The organism is Ideonella azotifigens (assembly GCF_006519715.1).
Taxonomy (GTDB): Bacteria; Pseudomonadota; Gammaproteobacteria; order Burkholderiales; family Burkholderiaceae_C; genus Ideonella; species Ideonella azotifigens.
Genome location: NZ_VIDT01000017.1, coordinates 1 through 24,209, shown reverse-complemented (window position 1 = coordinate 24,209; position 24,209 = coordinate 1). Strand labels below are relative to the sequence as shown.

General features: G+C 67.3%; 31 protein-coding genes and 1 pseudogene. 20 read left to right on the top strand and 12 right to left on the bottom strand.

The genetic code is table 11. The features are described from left to right. Both FKP22_RS33395 and FKP22_RS02715 read right to left on the bottom strand, forming a co-directional pair. Positions 1 to 198, bottom strand: a pseudogene (locus FKP22_RS33395) (hypothetical protein); the annotation flags it as partial. Between the two features lie 109 nt (positions 199 to 307). Then, positions 308 to 916 (bottom strand): isochorismatase family protein, encoded by a 609-nt coding sequence (locus FKP22_RS02715; protein WP_141284939.1) that lies wholly within the window; start codon positions 914 to 916, stop codon positions 308 to 310. 295 nt (positions 917 to 1,211) lie between these two features. On the opposite strand from FKP22_RS02715, the gene FKP22_RS02710 reads away from it, so the two are divergent. Further along, positions 1,212 to 1,601: a hypothetical protein gene (locus FKP22_RS02710; RefSeq protein WP_141284937.1), complete on the top strand. Its 390-nt coding sequence runs from the start codon at positions 1,212 to 1,214 to the stop codon at positions 1,599 to 1,601. Between the two features lie 24 nt (positions 1,602 to 1,625). Here FKP22_RS02710 and FKP22_RS02705 read toward each other — a convergent pair whose 3' ends face one another. Both FKP22_RS02705 and FKP22_RS02700 read right to left on the bottom strand, forming a co-directional pair. Next, a complete protein-coding gene (locus FKP22_RS02705; protein WP_141284935.1) occupies positions 1,626 to 2,828 on the bottom strand; it encodes a M20 aminoacylase family protein in 1,203 nt (400 codons plus the stop codon). Positions 2,829 to 2,980: 152 nt separating this feature from the next. Continuing rightward, positions 2,981 to 4,147, bottom strand: coding sequence for an ABC transporter substrate-binding protein (locus FKP22_RS02700; protein WP_141284933.1), 1,167 nt, complete (start codon positions 4,145 to 4,147; stop codon positions 2,981 to 2,983). Between the two features lie 243 nt (positions 4,148 to 4,390). Here FKP22_RS02700 and FKP22_RS02695 point away from each other — a divergent pair, with 243 nt between their 5' ends. The 3 genes from FKP22_RS02695 to FKP22_RS02685 all read left to right on the top strand — a co-directional run bounded on the left by FKP22_RS02695 (position 4,391) and on the right by FKP22_RS02685 (position 8,038). After that, entirely contained in the window at positions 4,391 to 6,469 is a 2,079-nt protein-coding gene (locus tag FKP22_RS02695) for a molybdopterin-containing oxidoreductase family protein (RefSeq protein ID WP_141284931.1), read from the top strand. A 19-nt stretch (positions 6,470 to 6,488) separates the two neighbouring features. Further along, entirely contained in the window at positions 6,489 to 7,640 is a 1,152-nt protein-coding gene (locus FKP22_RS02690) for an aminopeptidase (RefSeq protein WP_141284929.1), read from the top strand. Positions 7,641 to 7,732: 92 nt separating this feature from the next. Continuing rightward, positions 7,733 to 8,038 carry a polyhydroxyalkanoic acid system family protein gene (locus FKP22_RS02685; protein ID WP_141284927.1) on the top strand — a complete coding sequence of 102 codons (306 nt, stop codon included), beginning with the start codon at positions 7,733 to 7,735 and terminating at the stop codon, positions 8,036 to 8,038. A gap of 22 nt (positions 8,039 to 8,060) precedes the next feature. Here FKP22_RS02685 and FKP22_RS02680 read toward each other — a convergent pair whose 3' ends face one another. Then, positions 8,061 to 8,315, bottom strand: coding sequence for an acyl-CoA-binding protein (locus FKP22_RS02680; RefSeq protein ID WP_141284925.1), 255 nt, complete (start codon positions 8,313 to 8,315; stop codon positions 8,061 to 8,063). 183 nt (positions 8,316 to 8,498) lie between these two features. On the opposite strand from FKP22_RS02680, the gene FKP22_RS02675 reads away from it, so the two are divergent. The 6 genes from FKP22_RS02675 to hisD all read left to right on the top strand — a co-directional run bounded on the left by FKP22_RS02675 (position 8,499) and on the right by hisD (position 14,003). Further along, positions 8,499 to 9,437 carry an ABC transporter ATP-binding protein gene (locus FKP22_RS02675; RefSeq protein WP_141284923.1) on the top strand — a complete coding sequence of 313 codons (939 nt, stop codon included), beginning with the start codon at positions 8,499 to 8,501 and terminating at the stop codon, positions 9,435 to 9,437. A gap of 35 nt (positions 9,438 to 9,472) precedes the next feature. Beyond that, complete coding sequence (locus FKP22_RS02670) at positions 9,473 to 10,228, top strand: ABC transporter permease (protein WP_141284943.1); 756 nt, start codon at positions 9,473 to 9,475, stop codon at positions 10,226 to 10,228. A gap of 110 nt (positions 10,229 to 10,338) precedes the next feature. Next, the gene (locus FKP22_RS02665) at positions 10,339 to 10,623 is read left to right on the top strand and encodes a BolA family protein (RefSeq protein WP_141284921.1); all 285 of its coding nucleotides are present in this window, start codon (positions 10,339 to 10,341) and stop codon (positions 10,621 to 10,623) included. A gap of 106 nt (positions 10,624 to 10,729) precedes the next feature. Then, positions 10,730 to 12,028: a UDP-N-acetylglucosamine 1-carboxyvinyltransferase gene (murA, locus tag FKP22_RS02660; protein ID WP_141284919.1), complete on the top strand. Its 1,299-nt coding sequence runs from the start codon at positions 10,730 to 10,732 to the stop codon at positions 12,026 to 12,028. Position 12,029: 1 nt separating this feature from the next. Beyond that, on the top strand, positions 12,030 to 12,668 hold the full coding sequence (gene hisG, locus FKP22_RS02655) for an ATP phosphoribosyltransferase (RefSeq protein ID WP_141284916.1): 639 nt from the start codon (positions 12,030 to 12,032) through the stop codon (positions 12,666 to 12,668). A 15-nt stretch (positions 12,669 to 12,683) separates the two neighbouring features. After that, positions 12,684 to 14,003, top strand: a complete 1,320-nt coding sequence (hisD, locus tag FKP22_RS02650) for a histidinol dehydrogenase (protein WP_141284914.1) — start codon at positions 12,684 to 12,686, stop codon at positions 14,001 to 14,003. 24 nt (positions 14,004 to 14,027) lie between these two features. Here the strand turns inward: hisD and FKP22_RS02645 are convergent, their stop codons facing one another. Next, positions 14,028 to 14,438, bottom strand: a complete 411-nt coding sequence (locus tag FKP22_RS02645; RefSeq protein ID WP_211361281.1) for a type II toxin-antitoxin system VapC family toxin — start codon at positions 14,436 to 14,438, stop codon at positions 14,028 to 14,030. Then, positions 14,435 to 14,695: an antitoxin gene (locus FKP22_RS02640; protein WP_141284912.1), complete on the bottom strand. Its 261-nt coding sequence runs from the start codon at positions 14,693 to 14,695 to the stop codon at positions 14,435 to 14,437. Before FKP22_RS02640 ends, FKP22_RS02645 begins: the two co-directional genes overlap by 4 nt. Positions 14,696 to 14,805: 110 nt before the next feature. Between FKP22_RS02640 and FKP22_RS02635 the strand changes: the two genes are divergently transcribed. The 6 genes from FKP22_RS02635 to hisA all read left to right on the top strand — a co-directional run bounded on the left by FKP22_RS02635 (position 14,806) and on the right by hisA (position 18,814). Beyond that, positions 14,806 to 15,039: a CopG family transcriptional regulator gene (locus FKP22_RS02635; protein WP_141284910.1), complete on the top strand. Its 234-nt coding sequence runs from the start codon at positions 14,806 to 14,808 to the stop codon at positions 15,037 to 15,039. After that, entirely contained in the window at positions 15,036 to 15,521 is a 486-nt protein-coding gene (locus FKP22_RS02630; RefSeq protein ID WP_141284908.1) for a PIN domain-containing protein, read from the top strand. The genes FKP22_RS02635 and FKP22_RS02630 overlap by 4 nt, the downstream gene beginning before the upstream one ends. Further along, positions 15,521 to 16,606 (top strand): histidinol-phosphate transaminase, encoded by a 1,086-nt coding sequence (hisC, locus tag FKP22_RS02625; protein ID WP_141284906.1) that lies wholly within the window; start codon positions 15,521 to 15,523, stop codon positions 16,604 to 16,606. The genes FKP22_RS02630 and hisC overlap by 1 nt, the downstream gene beginning before the upstream one ends. A 13-nt stretch (positions 16,607 to 16,619) precedes the next feature. Then, positions 16,620 to 17,231 carry an imidazoleglycerol-phosphate dehydratase HisB gene (hisB, locus tag FKP22_RS02620; protein WP_375140554.1) on the top strand — a complete coding sequence of 204 codons (612 nt, stop codon included), beginning with the start codon at positions 16,620 to 16,622 and terminating at the stop codon, positions 17,229 to 17,231. A gap of 95 nt (positions 17,232 to 17,326) precedes the next feature. Then, the gene (gene hisH, locus FKP22_RS02610) at positions 17,327 to 17,974 is read left to right on the top strand and encodes an imidazole glycerol phosphate synthase subunit HisH (protein ID WP_259372421.1); all 648 of its coding nucleotides are present in this window, start codon (positions 17,327 to 17,329) and stop codon (positions 17,972 to 17,974) included. A gap of 93 nt (positions 17,975 to 18,067) precedes the next feature. Next, positions 18,068 to 18,814 carry a 1-(5-phosphoribosyl)-5-[(5-phosphoribosylamino)methylideneamino]imidazole-4-carboxamide isomerase gene (gene hisA / locus FKP22_RS02605; protein WP_141284898.1) on the top strand — a complete coding sequence of 249 codons (747 nt, stop codon included), beginning with the start codon at positions 18,068 to 18,070 and terminating at the stop codon, positions 18,812 to 18,814. Here hisA and FKP22_RS02600 read toward each other — a convergent pair. Continuing rightward, positions 18,748 to 19,185, bottom strand: a complete 438-nt coding sequence (locus FKP22_RS02600; protein WP_141284896.1) for a ribbon-helix-helix domain-containing protein — start codon at positions 19,183 to 19,185, stop codon at positions 18,748 to 18,750. The two genes, hisA and FKP22_RS02600, sit on opposite strands and share 67 nt — an antisense overlap. Before the next feature lie 125 nt (positions 19,186 to 19,310). Then, positions 19,311 to 19,889, bottom strand: a complete 579-nt coding sequence (locus FKP22_RS02595) for a DJ-1/PfpI family protein (RefSeq protein WP_141284894.1) — start codon at positions 19,887 to 19,889, stop codon at positions 19,311 to 19,313. A 136-nt stretch (positions 19,890 to 20,025) separates the two neighbouring features. On the opposite strand from FKP22_RS02595, the gene hisF reads away from it, so the two are divergent. Genes hisF through FKP22_RS02575 form a run of 4 tightly spaced genes read left to right on the top strand, consistent with a single transcriptional unit; the run spans position 20,026 to position 22,329 of the window. Continuing rightward, on the top strand, positions 20,026 to 20,808 hold the full coding sequence (gene hisF, locus FKP22_RS02590; RefSeq protein ID WP_141284892.1) for an imidazole glycerol phosphate synthase subunit HisF: 783 nt from the start codon (positions 20,026 to 20,028) through the stop codon (positions 20,806 to 20,808). Further along, positions 20,805 to 21,458, top strand: a complete 654-nt coding sequence (gene rsmD, locus FKP22_RS02585; RefSeq protein WP_141284890.1) for a 16S rRNA (guanine(966)-N(2))-methyltransferase RsmD — start codon at positions 20,805 to 20,807, stop codon at positions 21,456 to 21,458. The genes hisF and rsmD overlap by 4 nt, the downstream gene beginning before the upstream one ends. A gap of 30 nt (positions 21,459 to 21,488) precedes the next feature. After that, positions 21,489 to 21,995 (top strand): pantetheine-phosphate adenylyltransferase, encoded by a 507-nt coding sequence (gene coaD, locus FKP22_RS02580; RefSeq protein WP_141284888.1) that lies wholly within the window; start codon positions 21,489 to 21,491, stop codon positions 21,993 to 21,995. 43 nt (positions 21,996 to 22,038) lie between these two features. Then, positions 22,039 to 22,329, top strand: coding sequence for a YfhL family 4Fe-4S dicluster ferredoxin (locus tag FKP22_RS02575; RefSeq protein WP_141284886.1), 291 nt, complete (start codon positions 22,039 to 22,041; stop codon positions 22,327 to 22,329). Positions 22,330 to 22,333: 4 nt separating this feature from the next. Here the strand turns inward: FKP22_RS02575 and FKP22_RS02570 are convergent, their stop codons facing one another. The 3 genes from FKP22_RS02570 to FKP22_RS02560 form a co-directional block, all read right to left on the bottom strand. Beyond that, a complete protein-coding gene (locus tag FKP22_RS02570) occupies positions 22,334 to 22,849 on the bottom strand; it encodes a hypothetical protein (RefSeq protein WP_141284884.1) in 516 nt (171 codons plus the stop codon). A gap of 61 nt (positions 22,850 to 22,910) precedes the next feature. Further along, positions 22,911 to 23,567: an aminoacyl-tRNA hydrolase gene (gene pth / locus FKP22_RS02565; protein WP_141284882.1), complete on the bottom strand. Its 657-nt coding sequence runs from the start codon at positions 23,565 to 23,567 to the stop codon at positions 22,911 to 22,913. After that, on the bottom strand, positions 23,564 to 24,209 hold a 646-nt coding region (locus tag FKP22_RS02560; protein ID WP_233446798.1), incomplete at its 5' end, for a LysR substrate-binding domain-containing protein. The genes pth and FKP22_RS02560, both read right to left, overlap by 4 nt.

Here is a 24,209-nt window from a genome sequence, read left to right as displayed (position 1 = left end):
CACCGGCTTGCCGTCTGGCGAGGCCGTCACCAGCTCGAAGCGCGGCAGCTGCAGCGGACGGGATCGACCGTCGACAAGCGGCGCTTCGCCGGCTGCCAGTCGGTCGGCCATGCGGTTCGCGGTGGTCAGCACCTCATAAGGCCCGGCGAAGTCCAGCAGCTCGACCTCGTCGAACATCAGCAGCAACACGCGAATCATGACTGCCCCTCGGCCGTCGAATACGTCGGCCGATCCCCCGAGGGGATGCGGGCCGGCTTGGGAGCGGCCCGGCGCTCGGCCCGCGTGCTGCAGGTTGGCGTGGGCAGTCTCATGCAGCCCTCGCTTCTGCGTTGCGTGCTGCCTGGGCGGCGCGGGCCAGGGCCTGGTCCACGCTGCAGATCGTCGCGAAGCGGCCGGCCAGGACGGTCTCGGTGCGCTCGTAGATTGCCGCGGCGCTCAGCACGGTGCCAGCGGGGGTTTGCATGTCGAAGGTCAGCGTGGCCTCGGTCACGTAGTCCACTTCCCAGCCTTCGTCGCTGGCGTGGCGCGTCGTGGTCTCGCAGCACTGCTCGGTGCGGATGCCGGCAACGATCAACCGGCCAATGCCTTGCGCGCGCAGCCAGTCGCCCAGCCCGGTGCCGACCAGTGCGCTGTGGCGGTGCTTGTCCACGCGCAGTGCCGGGGTGTAGGCGGGCAGGCCGTCCAGCGGGCGCACCAGGCCACTGGCGTGCGCGAAGGGGTTGTCGGGGCCCTCCGGGCCGTCGCTGTGGAAGACCTGCACCACCGGGATGCCCTGGGCCTGGCAGCCGGCCAGCAGGCGGCGGGTGGCGTCCAGGTAGGCCGGCAGTTCACGATCCTGCCAGTAGGGCCGTGCGGGGAACGAGGCCTGCACGTCGATGAGCAGCAGGGCGGTTCGGGTGGTGTCAAAAGAGGACATGGGATATTTCTCCGTGGGAAGCGTACATCCGAATATTCCATTCGTCATGGAAGGCAACCAAGGCCGCCGCTGGACCTGTTGCGGTCATTTCAGGACTTCAGATGGCACCCGGTTTGTTCTTCGAGCCGCATTGCCGGCCTGCTGGGAGCTGTCGGCAGCCTGTCTGTGACGAACTGACCGGCGGAACACGGCCTGATCTGCGCTTTGGTGCCGGCGAGCCCGCCGATAGTCAAGGTCTGGCACGTCTTGGCATTGCCCGCCGGGCGGTGAGGCTGTGCCACGTTGGGAGTCCAAGATGAATCTCTCCTCGATCGGCACTGGCGCTGCAGCGCAAGCCCTTTCTGCCGCCGGCGTGTCCGGCAAGACCGCCATGAGTTTCCACGAGCTCGGCAAGTCGCTGCGCAAGGGCGACATCGAAGGCGCCAAGCAGGCCTATGCCGACATCCTGAAGAACCCGCCCGAAGGCGCCACCTGGGACCCGAACAGCGCGTTTGCGCAGTTGGGCAAGGACCTGGCCAAAGGCGACATCGACGGCGCCAAGGCCATCGCGGCCGATGCGATCAAGTCGGCTCGCGAGCAGCGCGGCCATGGCTCGACCACCGGCGGCCCGATCGTGAACCAGGACCCGACGCCGCCGGACGCCGAATCGATGGCCGTCAGCGGCAGCATTTCGTTGACTGCCTGAGGTCCACCGGCTTGGTCAAGCTGGTCAGCGGGCGGCCAGCGCCCGCTTGGCCAGGTTGACCCACAGCGCTGCGCCCTTGGGGATCAGTGCGTCATTGAAGTCGTAATTCGGGTTGTGCAGCGTGCACGGCCCGAGGCTCAGGTCGTGGCCGGCGTAGCCGCGCCGGTGCTCGCCTTCGCCATTGCCGATCATGAAATACGCGCCCGGCTTTTCCATCAGGAAAAAGCTGAAGTCTTCCGCGCCCATGGTCGGGTCGAAGTCCAGCGTGTTTTCGGCCCCCACCGTCTCGCGCATGGCTTCGCGCAGCTGCGCCACCTCGGCCGTGTGGTTGATGGTCGGCGGGTAGTTGCGGTGGAATTCGAACGCAGCCTTCGCACCGAAGGCTGCGGCGGTGTGCTCGCTGATCTCGCGCATGCGCTGCTCGATCATGTCCAGCACGCCGACGGTGAACGTCCGCACCGTGCCCTGGATCTCGCAGGTGTCCGGCACCACGTTGGTGGCCTCGCCGGTGTGGATCATCGTCACCGAAATCACCGCCGCATCGGTCGGCTTCTTGTTGCGCGTCACGATGGTCTGGAAGGCCTGCACCATCTGGCAGGCGACCGGTACTGGGTCGATGCCGTTGTGAGGCAGCGCCGCGTGCGAGCCCTTGCCGGTGATGACGATCTTGAACTCGTTGCTGGAGGCCATGATGGGCCCGTCGCAGACCGAGAAGCTGCCCTCGGGCAGGCCCGGCCAGTTGTGCATGCCGTAGATCGCATCCATCGGGAAGCGCTCGAACAGTCCGTCCTTGATCATTTCGCGCGCACCGCCGCCGCCTTCTTCCGCTGGCTGGAAGACCAGGTAGACGGTGCCGTCGAAGTCGCGGTTGCGGGCCAGGTGCTTGGCCGCGGCCAGCAGCATCGCGGTGTGGCCGTCGTGGCCGCAAGCGTGCATCTTGCCGGCGTGCCTGCTGGCATGCGCGAAGGTGTTGTGCTCGGTCATCGGCAGCGCGTCCATGTCGGCGCGCAGGCCGACGGCGCGTTCGCTGCTGCCGTTTTTCAGGATGCCGACGACACCGGTCTTGCCCAGGCCGCGGTGAATGGGAATGCCCCAGGCGGTCAGATTGCGCGCCACCAGGTCGGAAGTGCGTTCCTCGTGGAAGCACAGCTCCGGGTGCGCATGGATGTCGCGTCGCAGCGCGGTGAATTCGTCTGCATCTCGCAGCAGGTCGGAGATCAGGGGCATGGCGCGTTCCGCTGTCAGGGTTCACGCGATGTTAGCCCTGTGACGCATACCCGACTTGCCGTGGCGGGCGACGGATGCGTTGGCGCTGCGGGGCCGGCGCCGGGCCGCCCCAAGCGGCCCCGCCAACCCGCGAGGCCGGGTGCCCATCTCATCTATCTTCTGACGGCCCCGTTCTCGGTCAGCATCGAAAGCTCGACGAATTTCGAGGCGACGTGGTCGCGCGCGCCAAGGTTCAGGTTGAAGCCGCCGAAGTTGACGTTCTGCAGCGATTCCAGGCCGGTGGTCAGTCCGTCGCGGGTGTTGGCGCGGCCGCGCTTCAGGCCTTCGACGAACACCCGTGCCGCCAGGAAGCCTTCCATGCTGGAGTAGTTCGGCTTTGCGTCATTGCCGGCGGCTTTCACGGCGTCCAGGTACTCGCGGGAGATCGGCGTGGTGGTCGAGAAGGGGAAGGGCATGACCTGGCTGACGACCACGCCCAGTGCTTCCTTGCCCAGTTCGTCCGCCAGCGCCTGCGTGCCGACGAAGGAGACGTTGTAGAAGGTGCCACCGTAGCCGGCCTTGCGCGCGGCGCGGATGAAGGCGGCGCAGCTCTTGTAGGCGCTGATCTGCACCACGCCGTCCGGCTTGGCGGCGACGATGGCCTTGACCGCGGCGTCCACGTCCACGCTGTTGCGCTCCACCGTGCCCACCGCGACAGGCTGCAGGTTGTGTGTCTTCAAGGCTCTGTTCACGCCGTCCAGCCCGGCCTGGCCGTAGCTGTCGTTCTGGCGGAAGACGGCGATCTTGCTCAGGCCAAACGAGGTCATCTGCTTGACGATCAGGGCCGTCTCGTCGTCGTACGAGGCACGCACGTGGAAGACGTTGCGGCTGAACGGCTCGCGCAGCGCCGGGGCTCCGGTGAACGGTGCGAAGAACGGCATCTTCGATTCGTTGACCAAGGGCATCGCCGCCAGCGAGGTCGGCGTGCCGACGTAGCCGAACAGCGCGAACACGTTGTCGGCGATGAATTTTTCGGTGTTGGCCTTGCAGCGAACCGGGTCGTAGGCATCGTCCAGCGTGCGCAGCTCGATGGTCTGGCCATTGACGCCGCCGCTGGCGTTGACCTGGTCGAAATACAGCTTCGCGCCCAGGTTCATCTGCATGCCCAGTTGCGCGGCTGGGCCGCTGAACGCGGCCGATTGGCCGAGGATCAGGCGGTTGTCCTTGTCGGCGCGCGCCGAGGGCAGCAGGGTGGCGGCGGGAAAGGCGGCCAGCGATTGCAGCGCATGCCGGCGCGACCAGCCGTGCAGGCGCGGCTTGACAGATGAATCGGAATTCATGTTTTGTGCTCTTTGAGCTGAGGAATGGGCAAGGCCCAACGAAAAAGACATCGGCCGGTGCAATCCCGGATTGACAGGCTCGATCAATGACTGCTGCATTGTTACAAGAGTGAGCCGGACTTATTGCGCGGAAAAGCGGTTTTTCCATCGCCGCTTCAGCGGCCGCGTGACCTGGTTGACCCTGGCTTTGCCTTGGGGGGGCGACCTTCGCGGTCCTGGTGAGGCCTGTGACATGATTCAAGAATGAGCGATCAGACGACTGCCACCCACCCGGCTGCCGCAGTGCGCGTGGTGCACGCGGCCTGCCCCCACGACTGCCCGGACACCTGCGCGATCCGCGTCACTTTGGAAGGCGAGCGTGTCGTGCGCCTGCAGGGCGACCCGGACCATCCCACCACCCACGGCGCGTTGTGCACCAAGGTTTCGCGTTACGTCGAGCGTGTCACGCACCCGGAGCGGGTGCTGCAGCCGCTGCGCCGCGTCGGCGCCAAGGGGGAAGGCCGTTTCGAGCCGGTCAGCTGGGACGAGGCGCTGAGCGACATTGCCGGCCGTCTGAAAGCGATTGCCGCGCGCGACCCCGAAGCCATCCTTCCCTACAGCTATGCCGGCACCATGGGCCTGGTGCAGGGCGAGAGCATGGCCTCGCGCTTCTGGCACAGGCTCGGCGCGTCCCGCCTCGACCGCACCATCTGTGCCGCCGCCGGTGGTGAGGGACTGCTGCAGACCTACGGCGCCAAGATGGGCATGCACCTGGAACATTTCGCCGAGAGCAGGCTGATCCTGATCTGGGGAAGCAACTCCATCGCCTCCAACCTGCACTTCTGGACTTACGCGCAGGCCGCCAAGCGCAACGGGGCCAAGCTGATCGCCATCGACCCGCGCCGCAGCGAAACCGCCGAGAAGTGCCACCAGCACATCGCGCTGATGCCCGGCACCGACGGTGCGCTGGCGCTGGGCCTGATGCACGAGCTGATCGTCAACGACTGGCTGGACCATGACTACCTCGCGAAACACGTGGAAGGCTGGCCCGAGCTGCGCGAGCGCGCGCTGCAGTGGCCGCCTGAGCGCGCGGCCGAAACCTGCGGGCTGGCGGCAGACGAAGTGCGCGGCCTGGCGCGCGACTACGGCACCACCGCGCCTGCGGCGATCCGCCTGAACTACGGCATGCAGCGCGTGCGAGGCGGTGGCAATGCGGTGCGCCTGATTGCGCTGCTGCCCTGTCTCACCGGCGCCTGGAAGCATCGCGCCGGTGGCCTGCTGCTGTCTGCCTCGGGCTGGTTCAAGCGCGTGCGCAACGATGCCGTGCTGGAACGCCCGGACCTGCTGGCTGGCCGCCAGCCGCGCACCATCAACATGAGCACCATCGGCGACGATCTGCTGAACCCCGGCTCGGCCGCATTTGGCCCGAAGGTCGAGGCGGTCATCGTCTACAACAGCAACCCGGTCGCGGTGGCGCCGGACTCGGCCAAGGTCGTCGCCGGTTTTCAGCGCGAGGACCTGTTCACCGTGGTGCTGGAGCACTTCCTGACCGACACCGCCGACAACGCGGACTACGTGCTGCCCGCCACCACGCAACTCGAACACTGGGACGTGCACACCAGCTACGGCCACACCTATCTGCTGATCAACGAGCCAGCGCTGGCGCCGGCTGGCGAAGCCCGCTCGAACGCCGAGATCTTCCGGCAGCTGGCCGCGAAGATGGGCTTCGACGAACCCTGTTTTGCCGACGACGACCTGACCCTGGCCCGGCAGGCGCTGGTCCCTTCGGTCGATTTCGAGCGCCTGCGCCGGGACGGCTGGCTCAAGCTGGACCTGCCCGAGGCGCCGTTTGCCGAAGGCGGTTTCGCCACGCCCAGTGGCCGCGCACGCGCCACCGTACCCGGCCTGCCGCTGCCGGACTTCGTGCCCAACCACGAAAGCGCGCGCAGCACGCCCGAGCTGGCCGCCCGCTTCCCGCTGGCGATGATCTCGCCGCCGGCGCGCAACTTCCTCAACTCCACCTTCGTCAACGTCAAGAGCCTGCGTGCCATCGAAGGTGAGCCGCTGCTGGAGATGCACGCCGGTGATGCCGCGGCGCGCGGCCTTGCCGATGGTTCGATGGTCAAGGTCTTCAACGACCGCGGCGAGCACCACTGCCTGCTGAAGGTCAGCCCGCGCGCGCGGCCTGGGGTCGTGCATGGCCTGGGCGTGTGGTGGCGCAAGCTGGGTCGCAACGGCACCAACGTCAACCAGCTGACCCACCAGGGCCTGACCGACCTGGGCGGCGGCCCGAGCTTCTACGACTGCCTGGTCGAGGTCGCCGCGCTGCCCGTGGCGGCGTGAGCGCCCAGGCAGCTCAAGGATGCGCTGGGGCAGGTGGCTGGCGGTGAGCACGGCTTCTTTGGTGGGCGTGGTTGTGCTGGCGGCTGGCACGGTCTGCGTCACCAGCGGCTGCAGTTCCATCGGCTACCTGCTGCAGTCGGCGCAAGGCCATGTCTCGCTGATCACCAGCGCGCGGCCGGTGGGCGACGTGATCGCCGATGCGCAGACTTCGGCGGCGCTGAAGGAGCGCCTGGCGCTGACCCAGCGCCTGCGGGACTACGCCGTCTCCGAACTCAAGCTGCCGGACAACCACAGCTACCGCAGCTATGCGGATCTGAAGCGACCGGCCGCCGTGTGGAACGTGGTCGCGGCGCCCGAGCTGTCGCTGAAGCTGCGCACCTGGTGTTTCCCCATCGTCGGCTGCGTGGGCTACCGCGGCTATTACGCACTGGACACGGCCGAGGCCGCCGCGCAGCCGCTGCGCGAGGAGGGGCTGGAAGTGGCCGTCTACCCGGTGCCAGCGTATTCCACGCTGGGCAAGACCGAGTGGCTGGGCGGCGACCCGCTGCTGAACACCTTCGTGCAATGGCCCGAAGGCGAACTGGCGCGGCTGATCTTCCATGAACTCGCGCACCAGGTGGCTTACGCGCCGGGCGACACCTCGTTCAACGAGGCCTTCGCCACCTCGGTCGAGCGCCTGGGCGGCGAACGCTGGCTCAGCACCCATGCCAGCCAGCAGGCACGCGACCAGTACGCCACGCTGAACAGTCGCCGCGAAGACATGCGGGCCATGGTCAACCGCACCCGCCAGGCGCTGGATGCGCTCTACAAGAGCAGCCTGGACGACGACGGCAAGCGCGCCCGCAAGGCCGAGCTGATGGCCGCGCTGCGCGCCGAATATGCGCAGGCCAAGGCCGAGCGCTGGCATGGCTACGCCGGCTACGACCTGTTCTTCGAGAAGCTGAACAACGCCTCGCTGGGCGTGCAGGCGGCCTACTTCGGACTGGTGCCAGCCTTCGAGGCCTTGTTCGAGCGTGAGGGGCACGACTTCCCGCGCTTCTACGCAGCCGTCAAGGCCCTGGCCAAGCAACCGCGCGCCGAGCGCGACGCGGCCATCAAGGCGTTGCTTCCGCCGGGCCAAGCCGTGCCGGATGCCACGCCAGAGCAGGGCGCAGCAAGCGAGCCTTCGTGACGCTTGCGTTCCCAAAGGGGCCGCAGCGGTGACAATCCAGGCTGTTGCGCGCCGCCTGGCGCGCCCCGCTACGTCAAGACTTCGCCAACGCCATGTCCGATTTGAAGATTCGCCGCGAACACCAACTGGGCCTGGCCCGCGCCCGCGCCGTGGCCAAGAAATGGGCCGAACACGCCGAGAAGAAGTTCGACGTGAAGTGCGAGCTGGCGGCTGGCGAGGCGCAGGACGTGCTGCGCTTCAGCCGCGCCGGCGTGAGCGGCGAGATGCTGGTCAGCGGTGACGCCTTCGAGCTGAACGCCAAGCTCGGCTTCCTGTTCAAGCCCTTCGCCGGCCAGATCGAGGCCGAGGCCTGCAAGCAACTGGACACCGCGCTGGCCAAGGAAGCCGCGAAGGGCTGATCCCGCTGTCAGCCTGGCTGAATCACTTCAGCGATTCGATCAGGTCGATGTAGGCCTGCATTGCCTGCTCGGGTGTCTGGCCCTTGAGGTTGTGCCAGGCATCCCACTTGGCGCGGCCGACGAAGTCGGTCATGCCGGGGCGGTCGCCATCGGCGTCGCCGCTGCTGGCCTGCTTGTACAGCGCGTAGATCTTCAGCAGCGTCATGTTGTCCGGCTTTTCCGGCAGTTGCTTGCTTTCCGCCACCGCGGTTTCGAATTCGGTCTTGAGATCGGACATCGGGTTCTCCTTTTGGCTGGACCGCCGGCGATTTTTCGCAGGCGTTGGACGCGCCGGATCTTAACGACGCAGCCCTCGCGGCCCGGTGACCGAAGCGGCCAAATTCCGGGCCGCGCGGCTTGCACAAAAGCCGGCCCCCTGCCGGACGCGGGCCTTTGCCGCCGCTCCCTACAATCGCGCCCCATGCCAGCTGTCTCCTTCCAGGGCGTCGCGAAGACCTACCAAGGCGCCCGCGGTGCATTTCGTGCGCTCGATGGGGTGTCTTTCGACATCGCGCAGGGCGAATTCTTCGGCTTGCTGGGGCCCAATGGCGCCGGCAAGACCACGCTGATCAGCATCCTTGCCGGTCTGGCCCGCGCAACCGAAGGCCGGGTCAAGGTCATGGGCCACGACGTGGTGGACGACTATGCGCGGGCGCGCCGGGCGCTGGGCATCGTGCCGCAGGAACTGGTGTTCGACCCGTTTTTCTCGGTGCGCGAATGCCTGCGCATCCAGAGCGGCTACTTCGGCGTGAAGGACAACGACGACTGGATCGACGAGCTGCTCGCCGGCCTGGGCCTGGCCGACAAGGCCCATGCGAACATGCGCCAGCTCTCGGGCGGCATGAAGCGCCGGGTGCTGGTGGCGCAAGCGCTGGTGCACCGGCCGCCGGTCATCGTGCTGGACGAGCCCACCGCTGGCGTGGACGTGGAGCTGCGCCAGACGCTGTGGCACTTCGTCGCCCAGCTGAACCGAGAGGGCGCCACGGTGCTGCTGACCACGCATTACCTCGAAGAAGCCGAGGCGCTGTGCCACCGCATCGGCATGCTGAAGACTGGCAAGCTGGTGGCACTGGAGCGCACGACCGACTTGCTGGCCGCCACGGCCGTCACCATGCTGCGCTTCAAGACCGACGACGCGATGCCGCCCGAGCTGGCGACGCAGGCGCGCGTGACCGGCCGCATCGCGCAGATCGCCGCGCGCGACGCGAGCGAAGTGGAAACGGTGCTGGCCCGGCTGCGTGCTGCGGGCGTGCGGGTGGAAGACCTGGAGATCGGCCGCGCCGATCTGGAAGACGTGTTCCTGAACATCATGAAAACCGATGGCGTGCCGAGCGCCCAGGCGCTGAAGGTGTCCGTATGAAGCCGGTCGACACCTTGCCGCCGCGGCCGCACCTGCTGGACGGCACCGGCACGCTGTTCCGCAAGGAAGTGCTGCGCTTCTGGAAAGTGGCCTTCCAGACCGTGGGTGCGCCGGTGCTCACCGCCGTGCTGTACCTGCTGATCTTCGGCCATGCGCTGCAGGACCATGTGCTGGTCTACGGCCGCGTCGGCTACACCGCGTTCCTGATTCCAGGCCTGGTGATGATGAGCGTGCTGCAGAACGCCTTTGCCAACACCTCGTCCAGCCTGATCCAGAGCAAGATCTCCGGCAACCTGGTGTTCCTGCTGGTTTCGCCGCTGTCGCACTGGGCCTGGTTCCTGGCCTATGTCGGTGCGTCCATCGTGCGCGGCCTGGCCGTGGGTGCCGGCGTGCTGGTGGTGACAGTGTGGTTCTCGCCGCCAGGGCTGGTCAACGGCCTGTGGGTGCTGGTGTTTGCGGTGCTGGGTGCGGCCTTGATGGGCGCACTGGGGCTGATCGCCGGGCTCTGGGCCGAGAAGTTCGACCAGATGGCCGCCTTCCAGAATTTCCTGGTGATGCCCATGACCATGCTGGCCGGGGTTTTCTATTCGGTGCAGTCCTTGCCCAGCGTGTGGCTGGTGATCAGCCACTTCAACCCGTTCTTCTACATGATCGACGGCTTCCGTCACGGCTTCTTTGGCGTCAGCGACGTTTCGCCGTGGATCAGCCTGGCCGTGGTCGGCGGCGCCTTCATTGCCGTCTCGGCCCTCACGCTGCGCTTGCTGAAGTCCGGCTACAAGCTACGCAACTGAACGCCAGCCCCCCAGTCGCTGCACTCCTGCCCCCGAGGGGCGCGTTCCGGCTTGGGGCGGCCCTGCGCCGGAACCTCTCCCTCCTTCGTTCGGCGATAATCGAACCCATCATGGCCAATCCCACCCCCGCCCAGTTGCACGCGTACATCGCCGCCGGACTTGGCTGCGAGCACCTGGAAGTGCAGGGCGACGGCCAGCACTTCTACGCCACCATCGTGTCCGCCGAATTCGACGGGCTGCCCCGCGTGCGCCGCCACCAGCGCGTGTACGCGGCACTGGGGGACCGCATGCGGGCGGAGATCCACGCCCTGTCGATGAAGACCCTGACCCCCGCCGAATGGGCCGCACTTGGCCCCGCAGCCGGGCTGCAAGCGCCCGCCGAACACCGCCATTGAACCTGCCCGCGGGCCAGCTGGCCGCGGGCAGACGTTGGTGGCGTCGCGCAGGCGATGCGGCCGGTCTGCCCCCAGCAGCGCGCCCGCCTTACGAGACCCCACCATCATGGACAAACTTCTGATCCGCGGCGGCCGCCGCCTGCAGGGCGAGGTGCTGATCTCCGGCGCCAAGAATGCCGCGCTGCCCGAGCTGTGCGCCGCGCTGCTGTCGCCCGAGCCGGTGCTGCTGACCAATGTGCCCAAGCTGCAGGACGTGGCGACCACGCTGAAGGTGCTGCGCCAGCTGGGCGCCACCGCCGAACGTTCGGACACCGCCACCGACCAGGTGCGCATCGACGCCAGCCAGATCAGCACCACCGTCGCGCCCTATGAGCTGGTGAAGACCATGCGTGCGTCCATCCTGGTGCTGGGCCCGCTGCTGGCGCGCTTTGGCACCGCCACCGTGTCGCTGCCGGGCGGCTGCGCCATCGGCTCGCGGCCGGTGGACCAGCACATCAAGGGCCTGCAGGCGATGGGCGCGGAGATCCTCGTCGAGCATGGCGACATCAAGGCCCAGGCGCCGCTGAATGCAAATGGCCAGCGACGGCTGCGTGGTGCCCGCATCACCACCGACATGGTCACCGTGACCGGCACCGAGAACCTGCTGATGGCCGCCGTGCTGGCCGAAGGCGAGACGGTGCTGGAAAACGCCGCGCAGGAGCCGGAGATCCCCGACCTGGCCGAGATGCTGATCGCCATGGGCGCGAAGATCGAAGGCCACGGCACCGCCCGCATCGTGATCCAGGGCGTGGAGAAGCTGCATGCGCCTGTCACCGGCGGCGTGCCAGGTCACCGCATCATCCCGGACCGCATCGAAGCCGGCACCTTCCTCTGCGCCGTGGCTGCCACCGGTGGCGACGTGACGCTGAAGAGCGCCCGTGCCGACCACCTGGGCGCCGTGATCGACAAGCTGCGCGAAGCTGGCGCCACCATCACGTCTGGCCAGGATTGGATCCGCGTTCAGGCCGATGCTCGGCCCAAGGCCGTGAGCTTCCGCACCAGCGAATACCCAGCCTTCCCGACCGACATGCAGGCCCAGTTCATGGCCGTGAACTGCGTGGCCGAAGGCGCTGCCAACATCAGCGAAACCATCTTCGAGAACCGCTTCATGCACGTCAACGAGCTGATGCGGCTGGGCGCGAAGATCACGGTCGACGGCCACACCGCGATGGTCACCGGCGTCGCTCAGCTCTCGGGCGCCGCCGTGATGGCGACCGACCTGCGCGCCTCGGCCAGCCTGGTCATCGCCGGCCTGGTGGCCGATGGCGACACCACGGTGGACCGCATCTACCACCTGGACCGCGGCTACGACCGCATGGAAGCCAAGCTTCGCGGCATCGGCGCTGACATTGAACGAGTGTCCTGACATGCTGACCCTCGCACTCTCCAAAGGCCGCATTTTCGAAGAGACGCTGCCGTTGCTCGCCGCCGCCGGCATCCGGGTCACAGAAGATCCCGAGAAAAGCCGCAAGCTGATCCTGCCGACCAACCGCGACGACGTGCGCGTGGTGCTGGTGCGTGCCACCGACGTGCCGACCTACGTGCAGTACGGCGGCGCCGACCTAGGCGTGGCCGGCAAGGATGTGCTGCTGGAGCACGGCGGCGAAGGCCTGTACCAGCCGCTGGACCTGAACATCGCCAAGTGCCGCATGAGCGTCGCGGTGCGCGACGACTTCGACTACGCCAGCGCGGTCAAGCAAGGCTCGCGCATCCGCGTGGCCACCAAGTACACCGAAGTCGCCCGCCAGCACTTTGCCGACAAGGGCGTGCACGTGGACCTGATCAAGCTCTACGGCTCGATGGAGCTCGCGCCGCTGACGGGGCTGGCCGACGCCATCGTCGACCTGGTCTCGACCGGCTCGACGCTGAAGGCCAACCACCTGGTCGAGGTCGAACGCATCATGGACATCTCCTCGCGCCTGGTCGTCAATCAGGCCGCGCTGAAGCTCAAGCGCGACCTGCTGCGCCCGCTGATCGATACCTTCGCCGCTGCCATTCCTGCCTGATCCTCTTCCGCCGCCATGTCCGCCTTGAACCTGCGCCAGCTCGCCACCACCGCCGCCGACTTCGAAACCGAGTTCGCCCGGCTGCGCCATTGGTCGGCCGATGCGGATGCGGCCATCGAGCAGCGCGTGGCCGAGATCCTGGCGGACGTTCAAAAGCGAGGCGACGCTGCGGTGCTCGAATACACCGCGCGCTTCGACGGCGTGCAGGCCGCATCTGTGGCCGAACTGGAACTCACGCGAGAAGAGCTGAAGGCCGCATTCGAGGCCATCACGCCCGCGCAACGCAGTGCACTGCAAGCTGCCGCAGCACGTGTGCGCAGCTACCACGAGCGTCAACTGCAAGCCTCTGGCCGGAGCTGGCAGTACCGTGACGAAGACGGCACGCTGCTGGGCCAGAAGGTCACGCCGCTGGACCGCGTGGGCATCTACGTGCCCGGCGGCAAGGCGGCCTATCCATCGTCGGTGCTGATGAACGCGATTCCGGCGCATGTGGCAGGCGTCGGCGAAATCATCATGGTGGTGCCCACACCGCGCGGAGAAAAGAACCCGCTGGTGCTGGCCGCCGCCTACGTGGCTGGCGTGCACCGCGCGTTCACCGTGGGCGGCGCACAGGCCGTGGCCGCGTTGGCCTACGGCACCGCAACCATCCCCGGCGTCGACAAGGTTACCGGCCCCGGCAACGCCTATGTCGCCAGTGCCAAGCGCCGCGTTTTCGGTCAGGTCGGCATCGACATGATCGCCGGCCCCAGCGAGATCCTGGTGCTGGCCGACGGCACGACGCCGGCCGACTGGGTCGCGATGGACCTGTTCAGCCAGGCCGAGCACGACGAACTTGCGCAATCCATCCTGCTGTGCCCGGACGCCGCCTACCTGGCCCAGGTGCGCGCCGCCATCGAACGCCTGCTGCCCGAAATGCCGCGCCAGGCCGTGATCCGCGCCAGCCTCGAAGGCCGCGGTGCGCTGATCCACACCCGCTCGATGGAAGAAGCCTGCGAGATCAGCAACCGCATCGCGCCCGAGCACCTGGAAGTGTCGAGCGCCGACCCGCACCGCTGGGAGCCGCTGCTCAGGCACGCCGGCGCCATCTTCCTCGGCGCCTTCACCAGCGAAAGCCTGGGCGACTACTGCGCCGGCCCGAACCACGTGCTGCCCACGTCCGGCACCGCCCGCTTCTCGTCCCCGCTGGGCACCTACGACTTCCAGAAGCGCAGCAGCCTGATCGAGGTGAGCGAACAGGGCGCGCAGGTGTTGGGCGTGATCGCGGCTGAGCTGGCCTATGGCGAAGGGCTGCAAGGCCACGCTCGGGCGGCGGAGATGCGGCTGATCAAGCGCTGATGCGTTGATCGGCCAGCGGGCAATTCAAGCCGCCCAGTTCTCCAGCGTCAGGCCTTCGACGCGCTCGAACTCGCGCAGGTTGTTGGTCACCAGCGTGGCCTTTTCGCTCAGCGCATGGCAGGCAATCCACAGGTCATTGGCACCAATCGGCGTGCCTGCAAGCTTCAGCCGCAAGGCCTGGGTCGCGTAGTGATCGCAAAGGCTGGGCTGCAAGCCCAGCAGCACCGGCACTTCCCGCGCCAGGGCCTCCAGCCGCTGTCGCACCTCGGCCGCGCGCTGGCTACCTGCGGCCCCCTTGAGCAATTCGGCCCAGGTGACGAAGGACATGCACAGGCTGTCTTCGCTCGCCAAGGCATTGACCCGTTCCACCACCGACGCAGGTTTGTGCTTGATCAGGTAGATCAGGATGTTGGTGTCCAGCATGTAGCGGGTCACAGTGGTTCCCGCTCCTGCACGGGTTGCGGCGTGTCGTCCGCCACGGCAGCGGCGAGGGCATCTGCCATGTCGGCGTCGAAGCCATCGAGCGCCCGCAGCAAGGCCTGGCCCCTCGCTTCGGGAAGCGGATGGATCAGCAGGTCGCCATTGGCGGTGCGGGTGATTTCCACACGCTGCGTGTCGAGCCGGAATTCCTGCGGAATGCGCACCGCTTGGCTGTTGCCATTCATGAAGACGCGGCTGGCCAAGGTGCTCATGATGTTTGTGTGTACAGGGATGTGTGTATTCTGATCTTCGCCGGGTCTTCTGGCAAGTTGGGTACCACGAACTTCGTGCAACACGAACTTCGTGTTATTCTTTGTTCGCGATGAAAAACGTGACCGTCACGATGGAAGATGCGGTGGCCGACTGGGCGCGCATGGAAGCGGCTAGGCGCAACACCAGCGTCTCTCGCCTGATTGGCGAGATGCTGGCCGAGAAGATGCGGCATGACGACGCCTATGTGCGGGCGATGCGCGAGGTGCTGGACTTCGAAAGCTTCGGCAAGTCGGACGGCGAGTACCCGAAGCGGCAGGCGCCGGTGGACCGGGGTGCTGAATGAGCAGCCCGCCGCCGGTCACCGTGCTGATCGACAGTCACCTGCTGCTGCACGCGGTGGATGACCTGGACCCGGCCAAGCGCGACCTGGCGCGGGCCTGGATCGCCGCCTGCTGGACGCGGCGCTGCGGCCGCGTCAGCACCCAGGTGCTCAACGAGTTCTATTTCCACGCCCGCAAGAAGTTCTCGTCGGCCAATGCGGCCGGCGATGCGCGTGCCGTGGTGCGCCGCTACCAGCACTGGAAACCCTGGGCGGCCGACCAGGCCACGGTGGAAACCGCCTGGGCGATCGAGAGCCGCTACGGGCTGGGTTACTGGGACGCCTTGATCGTCGCATCGGCCCAGCACCAGGGCTGCCGCTATGTGCTGTCCGAAGACATGCCGCAGGATCAGTTGATCGACGGCGTGATGATCGTCAACCCCTTCCTCGTCGGCCCCGAGCTGCTGGATGCGCCAGCCCCCGCCTGGGCCAAGGACCTCGCCTGATGACCGCTTCCCTGCCCAACCGCATGACCCGCTACCTCCGTGCCGACGTGCAAGGCATGCATGGCTACGCCGTGCAGCCCAGCGCCGGCATGGTCAAGGTGGACACGATGGAGAACCCGTTTGGCCTGCCCGCGGACCTGCGCCGCCAGTTGGGCGAGCGGCTGGCCGAGGTCGCGCTGAACCGCTATCCGGCCGAGCGTGGCGAGGTGCTGCGGGCTGAACTGGCCAGGCATGCGCAGATGCCGGCCGGCAACGACATCATGCTGGGCAACGGTTCGGACGAGTTGATCAGCCTGCTGACACTGGCGGCCGACGTGCCGGGCAACGTGGTGCTGGCGCCGCTGCCGGGCTTCGTGATGTACGAGATGAGCGCGAAGCTGCAGGGGCTGAAGTTCGTCGGCGTGCCGCTGACGGCCGACTTTCAGCTCGACGGCCCGGCCATGCTGGCCGCCGTGCGAGAGCATCAGCCGGCACTGGTCTGGCTGGCCTACCCGAACAACCCGACGGCCAGCCTGTGGGACGACGATGTCATCGAGGCCATCATCGAGGCCGCGCCCGGCCTGGTGGTGATGGACGAGGCCTACCAGCCGTTCGCCTCGCGCGATTCACTGGACCGCCTCAAGCGCCATGACCACGTGCTGCTGATGCGCACGATGAGCAAGTTCGGCCTGGCGGGCGTGCGCATCGGCTATCTGATCGGCCGCCAGCCGCTGATCGCCGAGATTGACAAGCTGCGCCCGCCGTTCAACATCAGCGTGCTGAACTGCGAGGCGGCGCTGTTTGCGCTGGAACATGCCGATGAATACGCGCGCCAGGCCGCGGTGATCCGCGCCGAGCGCGAGATGATCTTTGCGGCGCTGGGCGCGATGCCCGGGCTGCAGCCCTTCCCGAGTGAAGCCAACATGGTGCTGGTGCGCGTGCCGGACGCGAAGAAGACGTTTGATGGCCTGAAAGCGCGCAAGATCCTGGTCAAGAACGTTTCGGCGCTGCATCCGCTGCTGGCCAACTGCCTTCGCATCACCGTAGGCACGCCGGAAGAAAACCAGTTGATGCTGGCGGCATTGCGCGAAGCACTGCAAGATTGACCCCTCCAAACCCATGAGCCCGATGAGCGACACCCCCGCCCGCATTGCCGAGGTCCAGCGCAACACCAAGGAAACCCAGATCCGCGTGCGCGTGAACCTGGATGGCTCCGGCCAGGCCAGGCTCGCCACCGGCATCGGTTTTTTTGACCACATGCTGGACCAGATCGCCCGCCACGGGTTGATAGACCTGGACATCGAAGCCAAAGGCGACCTGCACATCGACGGCCACCACACGGTGGAAGACGTGGGCATCACGCTGGGCATGGCGGTGGCCCAGGCGGTGGGCGACAAGCGCGGCCTGACCCGCTACGGCCACAGCTACGTGCCGCTGGACGAGGCGCTGTCGCGCGTGGTGATCGACTTTTCCGGCCGCCCGGGGTTGGCGATGGACGTGAAGTTCACCTCGGGCAGCATCGGCGCCTTCGACACCCAGCTGGCTTTCGAATTCTTCCAGGGCTTCGTCAACCATGCGCTGGTCAGCCTGCACGTGGACAACCTGAAGGGCCACAACGCGCACCACCAGTGCGAGACCATCTTCAAGGCTTTCGGCCGCGCGCTGCGCATGGCGATGACGCTGGATCCGCGCTCGGCCGGCGTCATCCCATCCACGAAGGGAACGCTGTGAGTGCGCAAAGCCGGCCGAGCGCCGGGCCGTCCCAAGCCGGCCCGCATCCCCTCGGGGGATCGGCGAACGTACCCGTTCGTCGAGGGGCCAGAACAGTGGCGGTCGTGGACTATGGGATGGGTAACCTGCGCTCGGTTTCGCAGGCGGTGCAGCATGTCGCTGCCGACAGCGGTTTCGACGTGATCGTCACCTCGCGTCCCGAAGACGTGCGTGCCGCTGAGCGCGTGGTGCTGCCGGGCCAGGGGGCGATGCGTGACTGCATGCGCGAACTGCGCGACTCGGGCCTGCAGGAGGCCGTGCTGGAAGCCGCGCGCAGCAAGCCGCTGATGGGCGTGTGCGTGGGCATGCAGATGCTGCTGGACCATTCAGACGAGCAGGACACGCCGGGGCTGGGCTTGATCCCGGGGCAGGTGCATCGCTTCGAGCTTGCGGGTCGCCTGCAACCCGACGGCAGCCGCTACAAGGTGCCGCAAATGGGCTGGAACCAGGTCTGGCAGCAGGCGCATGACGGGGCGGCGCACCCAATCTGGGCCGGGGTGCCGGACGGTGCGTACTTCTACTTCGTGCACAGCTACTATGCGGCGCCGTCAGCCTCGCGCCACATCGCGGGTGCGGCCGATTACGGCGAACGCTTTACCTGCGCCGTCGCTGACGATAATATTTTTGCCACGCAGTTCCATCCAGAGAAGAGCGCGGCCCACGGGCTGGCGCTTTACCGCAATTTCCTGCACTGGATCCCCTGACTGGCCTTTGGGCCAGTCCCGGTCCGCACCCGGAGGTGGCCATCCTGCGCCCCCGGGATCCCGCTTCGATTCTTCACTCGTGCTCACGGAGCCATGCTGCTGATCCCCGCGATCGATCTGAAAGACGGTCAATGCGTTCGCCTTGAACAAGGCGACATGAATGTTTCCACCACCTTTGGCGAAGACCCGGCCGCAATGGCCAGACGCTGGGTGGAGGCCGGCGCCCGGCGCTTGCACCTGGTGGACCTGAACGGCGCATTTGCCGGCAAGCCAATCAACGAGGGCGCGATCAAGGCCATCCTGAAAGAGGTGGGCGCCGACATCCCCGTGCAACTCGGCGGCGGCATCCGCGACCTGGACACCATCGAGCGCTACCTGGATGACGGGCTGAGCTTCGTCATCATCGGCACCGCCGCGGTGAAGAACCCCGGTTTCCTGCGCGACGCCTGCTCGGCCTTCGGCGGCCACATCATCGTTGGCCTGGACGCCAAGGACGGCAAGGTGGCGACCGATGGCTGGAGCAAGCTGACCGGCCACGAGGTCGTGGACCTGGCGAAGAAGTTCGAGGACTACGGCGTCGAAGGCATCATCTACACCGACATTGGCCGCGACGGCATGCTGACCGGCATCAACATCGATGCCACGGTGAAGCTGGCGCAGGCGCTGACCATCCCGGTCATCGCCTCCGGCGGTCTGGCCGGCATGGCCGACATCGACGCGCTCTGCGCCGTCGAAAGCGAAGGCGTGGAAGGCGTGATCTGCGGCCGCTCGATCTACACCGGTGCGCTGGACTTTGCCGCCGCGCAAGCCCGGGCCGACGCGCTGAAGGACGTGGCCTGAACACCCGCCGCTGAGCTGCTGCCGCGCCAGTGCGGCGGCAGGGCCTGCAGCACCTGCTGCGGGTTCAGCGTGCGGATCGGCACGCTGGTGTCCGCCGGAATGCCCTGGTGCGCCAGCAGCGCCTCGTAGCGCAAGGCGCTGACCCGCAGGAACGAAGCGAAGTTGCCGGCTTCGCCGCGGGCGGCGATCAGCTCGTCATAGAGCTTTTCGATCAGCTGCACCACGCCCATGCCGTCGCGCCCGGCAATCTCTTTCAGCACGTCCCAGAACAGGTTTTCCAGCCGGATGCTGGTGACCACGCCATGCAGCCGCACCGAACGCGTGCGGCTGCCATAGCCCTCGGGATCGGCGCCGATGAAGATCTCGCACATCGATGAACCCTTTGTTGAAGCGCGCCAGGCCATGAAGGGCCGGCGAGAAGCACTCTACGCCGGCCGCCGCATCGCTTCAATCGGGTCCCTGCCGGCCGGCGGGTCAGCAGGCCGGCAGCTCGTTTTCACAGGCTGATGCGGGTGCCCAGAACGGTGAGGAACTGCGAGATCCAGGCCGGGTGTGCCGGCCAGGCTGGTGCGGTGACCAGGTTGCGGTCGGTGACGGCCGCGTCCATCGCAATGCCCTTGTACTCGGCACCGGCCAGTTCCACTTCCACCTGGCAGGCCGGATAGGCCGAAATGATGCGGCCCTTGATCATGCCGGTGGCGGCCAGCAGTTGCGCGCCGTGGCAGACCGCGGCGATGGGCTTGTCGGCCTTCAGGAAGTGGCGGGTGATCTCGACCACGCGGGCGTTCATGCGCAGGTATTCGGGCGCACGGCCGCCGGGGATCACCAGCGCGTCGTACTGCTCGGGCTTCACGTCGGCGAAATTCGCGTTCAGCGCGAAGCGGTGGCCGGGCTTTTCGCTGTAGGTTTGCGCGCCTTCGAAGTCATGGATCGCCAGGATCACCGATTCCCCGATCTTCTTGTCCGGCGCCACCGCGTGCACCGTGTGGCCCACGGCCTGCAGTGCCTGGAAGGGCACCATGGTTTCGTAGTCTTCGCCGTAGTCGCCGCACAGCATCAGGATCTTCTTGGCCATTGTCGTCTCCTTGGAATGAGGGGCCAGCCGGTGGCTGGTGACAGCCATTTTTCGCGCCCGGAAGCCGCGGCGGGTAATAGCCGGTTGTGTCGCCGCCCGGCCGCTGGTTTGCGAGGCATCGGCGACAATCCGGCCCATGCTGGCCAAACGAATCATTCCGTGTCTCGATGTCACCGGCGGCCGTGTCGTCAAAGGCGTCAACTTCGTCGAACTGCGAGATGCCGGTGATCCGGTCGAGATCGCCGCGCGCTACAACGAGCAGGGCGCCGACGAGCTGACCTTCCTGGACATCACCGCGACCAGCGACGGCCGGGATCTGATCCTGCCCATCATCGAGGCGGTCGCGTCCCAGGTCTTCATTCCGCTGACGGTGGGTGGCGGCGTGCGGGCGGTCGAAGACGTGCGGCGGCTGCTGAATGCCGGCGCCGACAAGGTCAGCTTCAACTCGGCCGCCATCGCCAACCCGCAGGTCATCCGCGACGCGTCCGACAAGTACGGCGCGCAGGCCATCGTCGTCGCCATCGACGCCAAGCGCCGCGTGGGCGAGGATTTGGCTGCCAAAGGCCCGGGCTGGGACGTCTACAGCCATGGCGGGCGCAAGAACACCGGGCTGGATGCCGTCGAATGGGCCAGCCGCATGGCGACGCTGGGCGCGGGCGAGATCCTGCTGACCAGCATGGACCGCGACGGCACCAAGAGCGGCTTCGACCTGGCGCTGACCCGCGCAGTCTCCGACGCCGTGCCTGTGCCGGTGATCGCCTCCGGCGGCGTCGGCGCGCTGGAGCACCTGGTCGAAGGCATCCAGATCGGCGGTGCCGACGCGGTGCTGGCGGCCAGCATCTTTCATTACGGCGAGTTCACCGTCGGCCAGGCCAAGGCCCAGCTGGCGCGGGCCGGCGTGCCAGTGAGGCCCGCATGAAGCCCCCGGTGACCAAGTCCGCTTCAAAGGGCGGCAAACCGCCTGCCGCATCCCCCAAGCAGGCGGCTGCCAAAGGCGCGCCGAATGCAAGGCACGAGGTGCGCATCGTCGGCGGCCAATGGCGGCGCAGCCTGCTGCCGGTGGCCGACAAGCCTGGCCTGCGGCCCACGCCTGACCGCGTGCGCGAAACCCTGTTCAACTGGCTGGGCCAGGACCTGAGCGGATGGCGCGTGCTGGACGCTTTTGCCGGCACCGGCGCGCTGGGTTTCGAGGCCGCGTCGCGTGGCGCAGCCGAAGTGCTGCTGATGGAGCAGGACGCGGCGCTGGTCACCTCCTTGAATGCCTCGCGCATCCGCCTCAAGGCCGAAGCCGTGCTCCGCGTGCAGCGCGGTGATGCGCTGGCCTGGTTGCGCGGCGCGGCGCCACAAAGCCTGGAGCTGGTGCTGCTGGATCCGCCGTTCGACAGCGTGCTGCTGGCGCCGGCCTTGCTGGCTGCCGCGCGTGTCGTGGTGCCGGATGGTTTTGTCTACGTCGAGTCCGGCGAAGCCTTGGCCGAGCCGCTGCCGGACGGTCTTGTGCTGTACCGCCAGGGCCGTGCCGGCGCGGTGCACCATGCGCTGCTGCAGCGTGTCGCCGAGCAGCCCGCCTGAAGCCGTCTTTTGCCTTGAAGGACTGACCCGATGAGCGCCACCCCCCCCGTCACCGCCGTCTACCCCGGTACCTTCGACCCGATGACGCTGGGCCACCAGGACCTGATGCGCCGGGCCAGCAAGCTGTTCGACCGGCTGATCCTCGCGGTCGCCGCCGGCCACCACAAGCGCACGATGTTCTCCGCCGAAGAGCGGCTGGACATTGCGACCGAGCTGGCGCGGCCGTATCCCAACGTCGAAGTGATTCCCTTCAGCGGGCTGCTGCGCGACTTTGTCGTCGACAAGGGCGGCCGCGTCGTCGTGCGCGGGCTGCGTGCGGTCAGCGACTTCGAATACGAGTTCCAGATGGCCGGCATGAACCGCCAGCTGATGCCCGACGTCGAGACCTTGTTCCTCACGCCCAGCGACCAGTACCAGTTCGTCAGCGGTACTTTTGTGCGCGAGATTGCCACCCTCGGCGGCGATGTCTCCAAGTTTGTGGCACCTTCGGTGCTGGAGCGTCTCAAGGAACGGGTCGCCCGAACGAAGGACGCATGAAACCGCACGGCGATCCGCACAATGACCGCCCGGGAGCGATGAAATGGCGTTGATGATCACCGACGAGTGCATCAACTGCGACGTCTGCGAGCCCGAATGCCCCAACGAGGCGATCTCGATGGGCGAGCTCTACTACGTCATCGACCCGGCCAAGTGCACCGAATGCGTCGGCCACTTCGGCGAGCCGCAGTGCGTGCAGGTCTGCCCGGTCGAGTGCATCCCGGTCAATCCGGAGCATGTCGAAACCCAGGACCAGTTGCACCGCAAGTACCTGAACCTGGTGGCGCTGGCGCTGCGGCCCGGTGAGCCGCTGCCGGCGGGCTCGCAGAGCTGAAGATCTACTTCTTCTTGGGCGCAGGCTGCTGTGCGACCACGGCAGCCGAAGCCGCGGGCTTGGCCGGTGCCGGTACGTAGATGACCGCCGGGCAGCCTGACTTCGACTTGCCTGCCTTCTTTTTCTCGCCTGGGGCGAGTTCCACGTAGACCGGGCTAGGGCAGGCCAGCACAACTTGCTCGCTGGCTTCGGCGTCCTTCCTGGCGGACTTGGCGGCGGCTTTGCGCTCACGCTCGGAGGCGGCTTCGTCTTTCGCGCGGGCCTTGGCGTCCGCCGCTTCCTGGCGGTGCCTGTCCTCGGCCATGTCGTTGGCCAGCCGCTGCTCGGCGTCTGCGCGTTCCTGCGCCTGGCGGCGCTGTTCCTCGCTGGGCGCCGGCGCGGTGTTCAAGGCCTTGCCGCCTTCGCAAGGCACTTGCTGGTAAGTCTGGCCACAGCGGTAAATCATCGCGGCCTGGCTGCCGCCGGCAACTGCCAGCAGGCTGGCCGCGAGGGCCAGCGCCTTCGAGCATCCGGTGTGCATCTCTGTCCTCCCTTTTTTGACATCCCTCAGCGATCGATTCTTTCGTGGCGCCGGCGGGCTGTCATTCACCCACAGGTGGGGGTGCGGCCAGTTCGGGTTTCGGTGCGGCCGGTTCGGGGCGCGGCGGCTTGGGCCGGGGCGGCTTGGCGTGGATCTTGGCCATCGCCTTGTCCATGCTGCCGGCCAGCATCAGCGGCAGCGTGGCCAGCGAGTCGTCGATCATCTTTTCGATGCCATCGCGTTCGGCCTGCGGCGGCTTGCGCAGCACATAGGCCGCGACTTCGCTTTTCACGCCCGGATGGCCAATGCCCAGCCGCAGGCGCCAGAAGTCGCCGCTGCCGAGCTGGGCCTGGATGTCCTTCAGCCCGTTGTGGCCGCCATTGCCGCCGCCCAGCTTCAGCTTCATCTGGCCGGGCGGAACATCCAGCTCGTCGTGCACGACCAGGATCTCGCCGGGCAGGATCTTGAAGAAGCGCGCCAGCGGCGCGACCGACTTGCCCGAGAGGTTCATGTAGGTCATGGGCTGCAACAGCCACACCGGGCTGCCATCTGCCGCCGCGCCGTTCACCCGCGCGACCATGCCGTGGTAGGCCCGGTCCGGCTGCAGGCTGCCGCCCAGCTGGCGCGTGGCTTGGTCCACCCACCAGAAACCGGCGTTGTGCCGGGTGTCTTCGTATTCCGGCCCAGGATTGCCCAGGCCCACGATCAGTCGAATCATGGGGTGGCATTATCCGGTGGTGCCAGCACGGCGCCCGCACCCTGCAGCAGCGCATGGCCGATCTGGTCCATCAGGCTGGCAGGGGAGCGCCCCCAGGACTGGTCTGCGCCTGGCTCCAGTCCTTGCTCGGCGCTGAGCTTCCACTGGTGCCAGTACAGCGCCACATCCAGCGTGATCTCTGGCTTCAGCGGTGTGAGCCGGCCGTCGTCCATCATCGGCCTGGCCAGCAGCTCCGGCAGCACCGCAATGCCCCAGCCCATGGCCGCGGCGCGTGCGCCGGCTTCGCTGCTGGGCACGTAGCGCTCTTGCAGCCGCGGCTCGCGCACGCCGAAGGCTTGCGAGACCCACTGCGCCTGCATGTCGTCCTTGCGGTTGAAGACGATGAAGGGCAGGTGGGCGAAGTTGCCGGCGTGCAGCCCGCCCGGCAGGGCCTTGGCAATGAAGGCTGGGCTGGCTGCGGCCACATAGCGCATGCGCCCCAGCGGCAGGCAGGCGCAGCCGCGCAAGGCCTGCGAGACGGTGCTGACGCAGCCCAGCACCTCGCCCTGGCGCAGCCAGTCGTGCGTGAAGTCCTGGTCGTCGACGATCAACTCCACGCCGTAGCCCTGGCGCTGGCCGGCGCGCACCAGCGGGTCCAGCGCG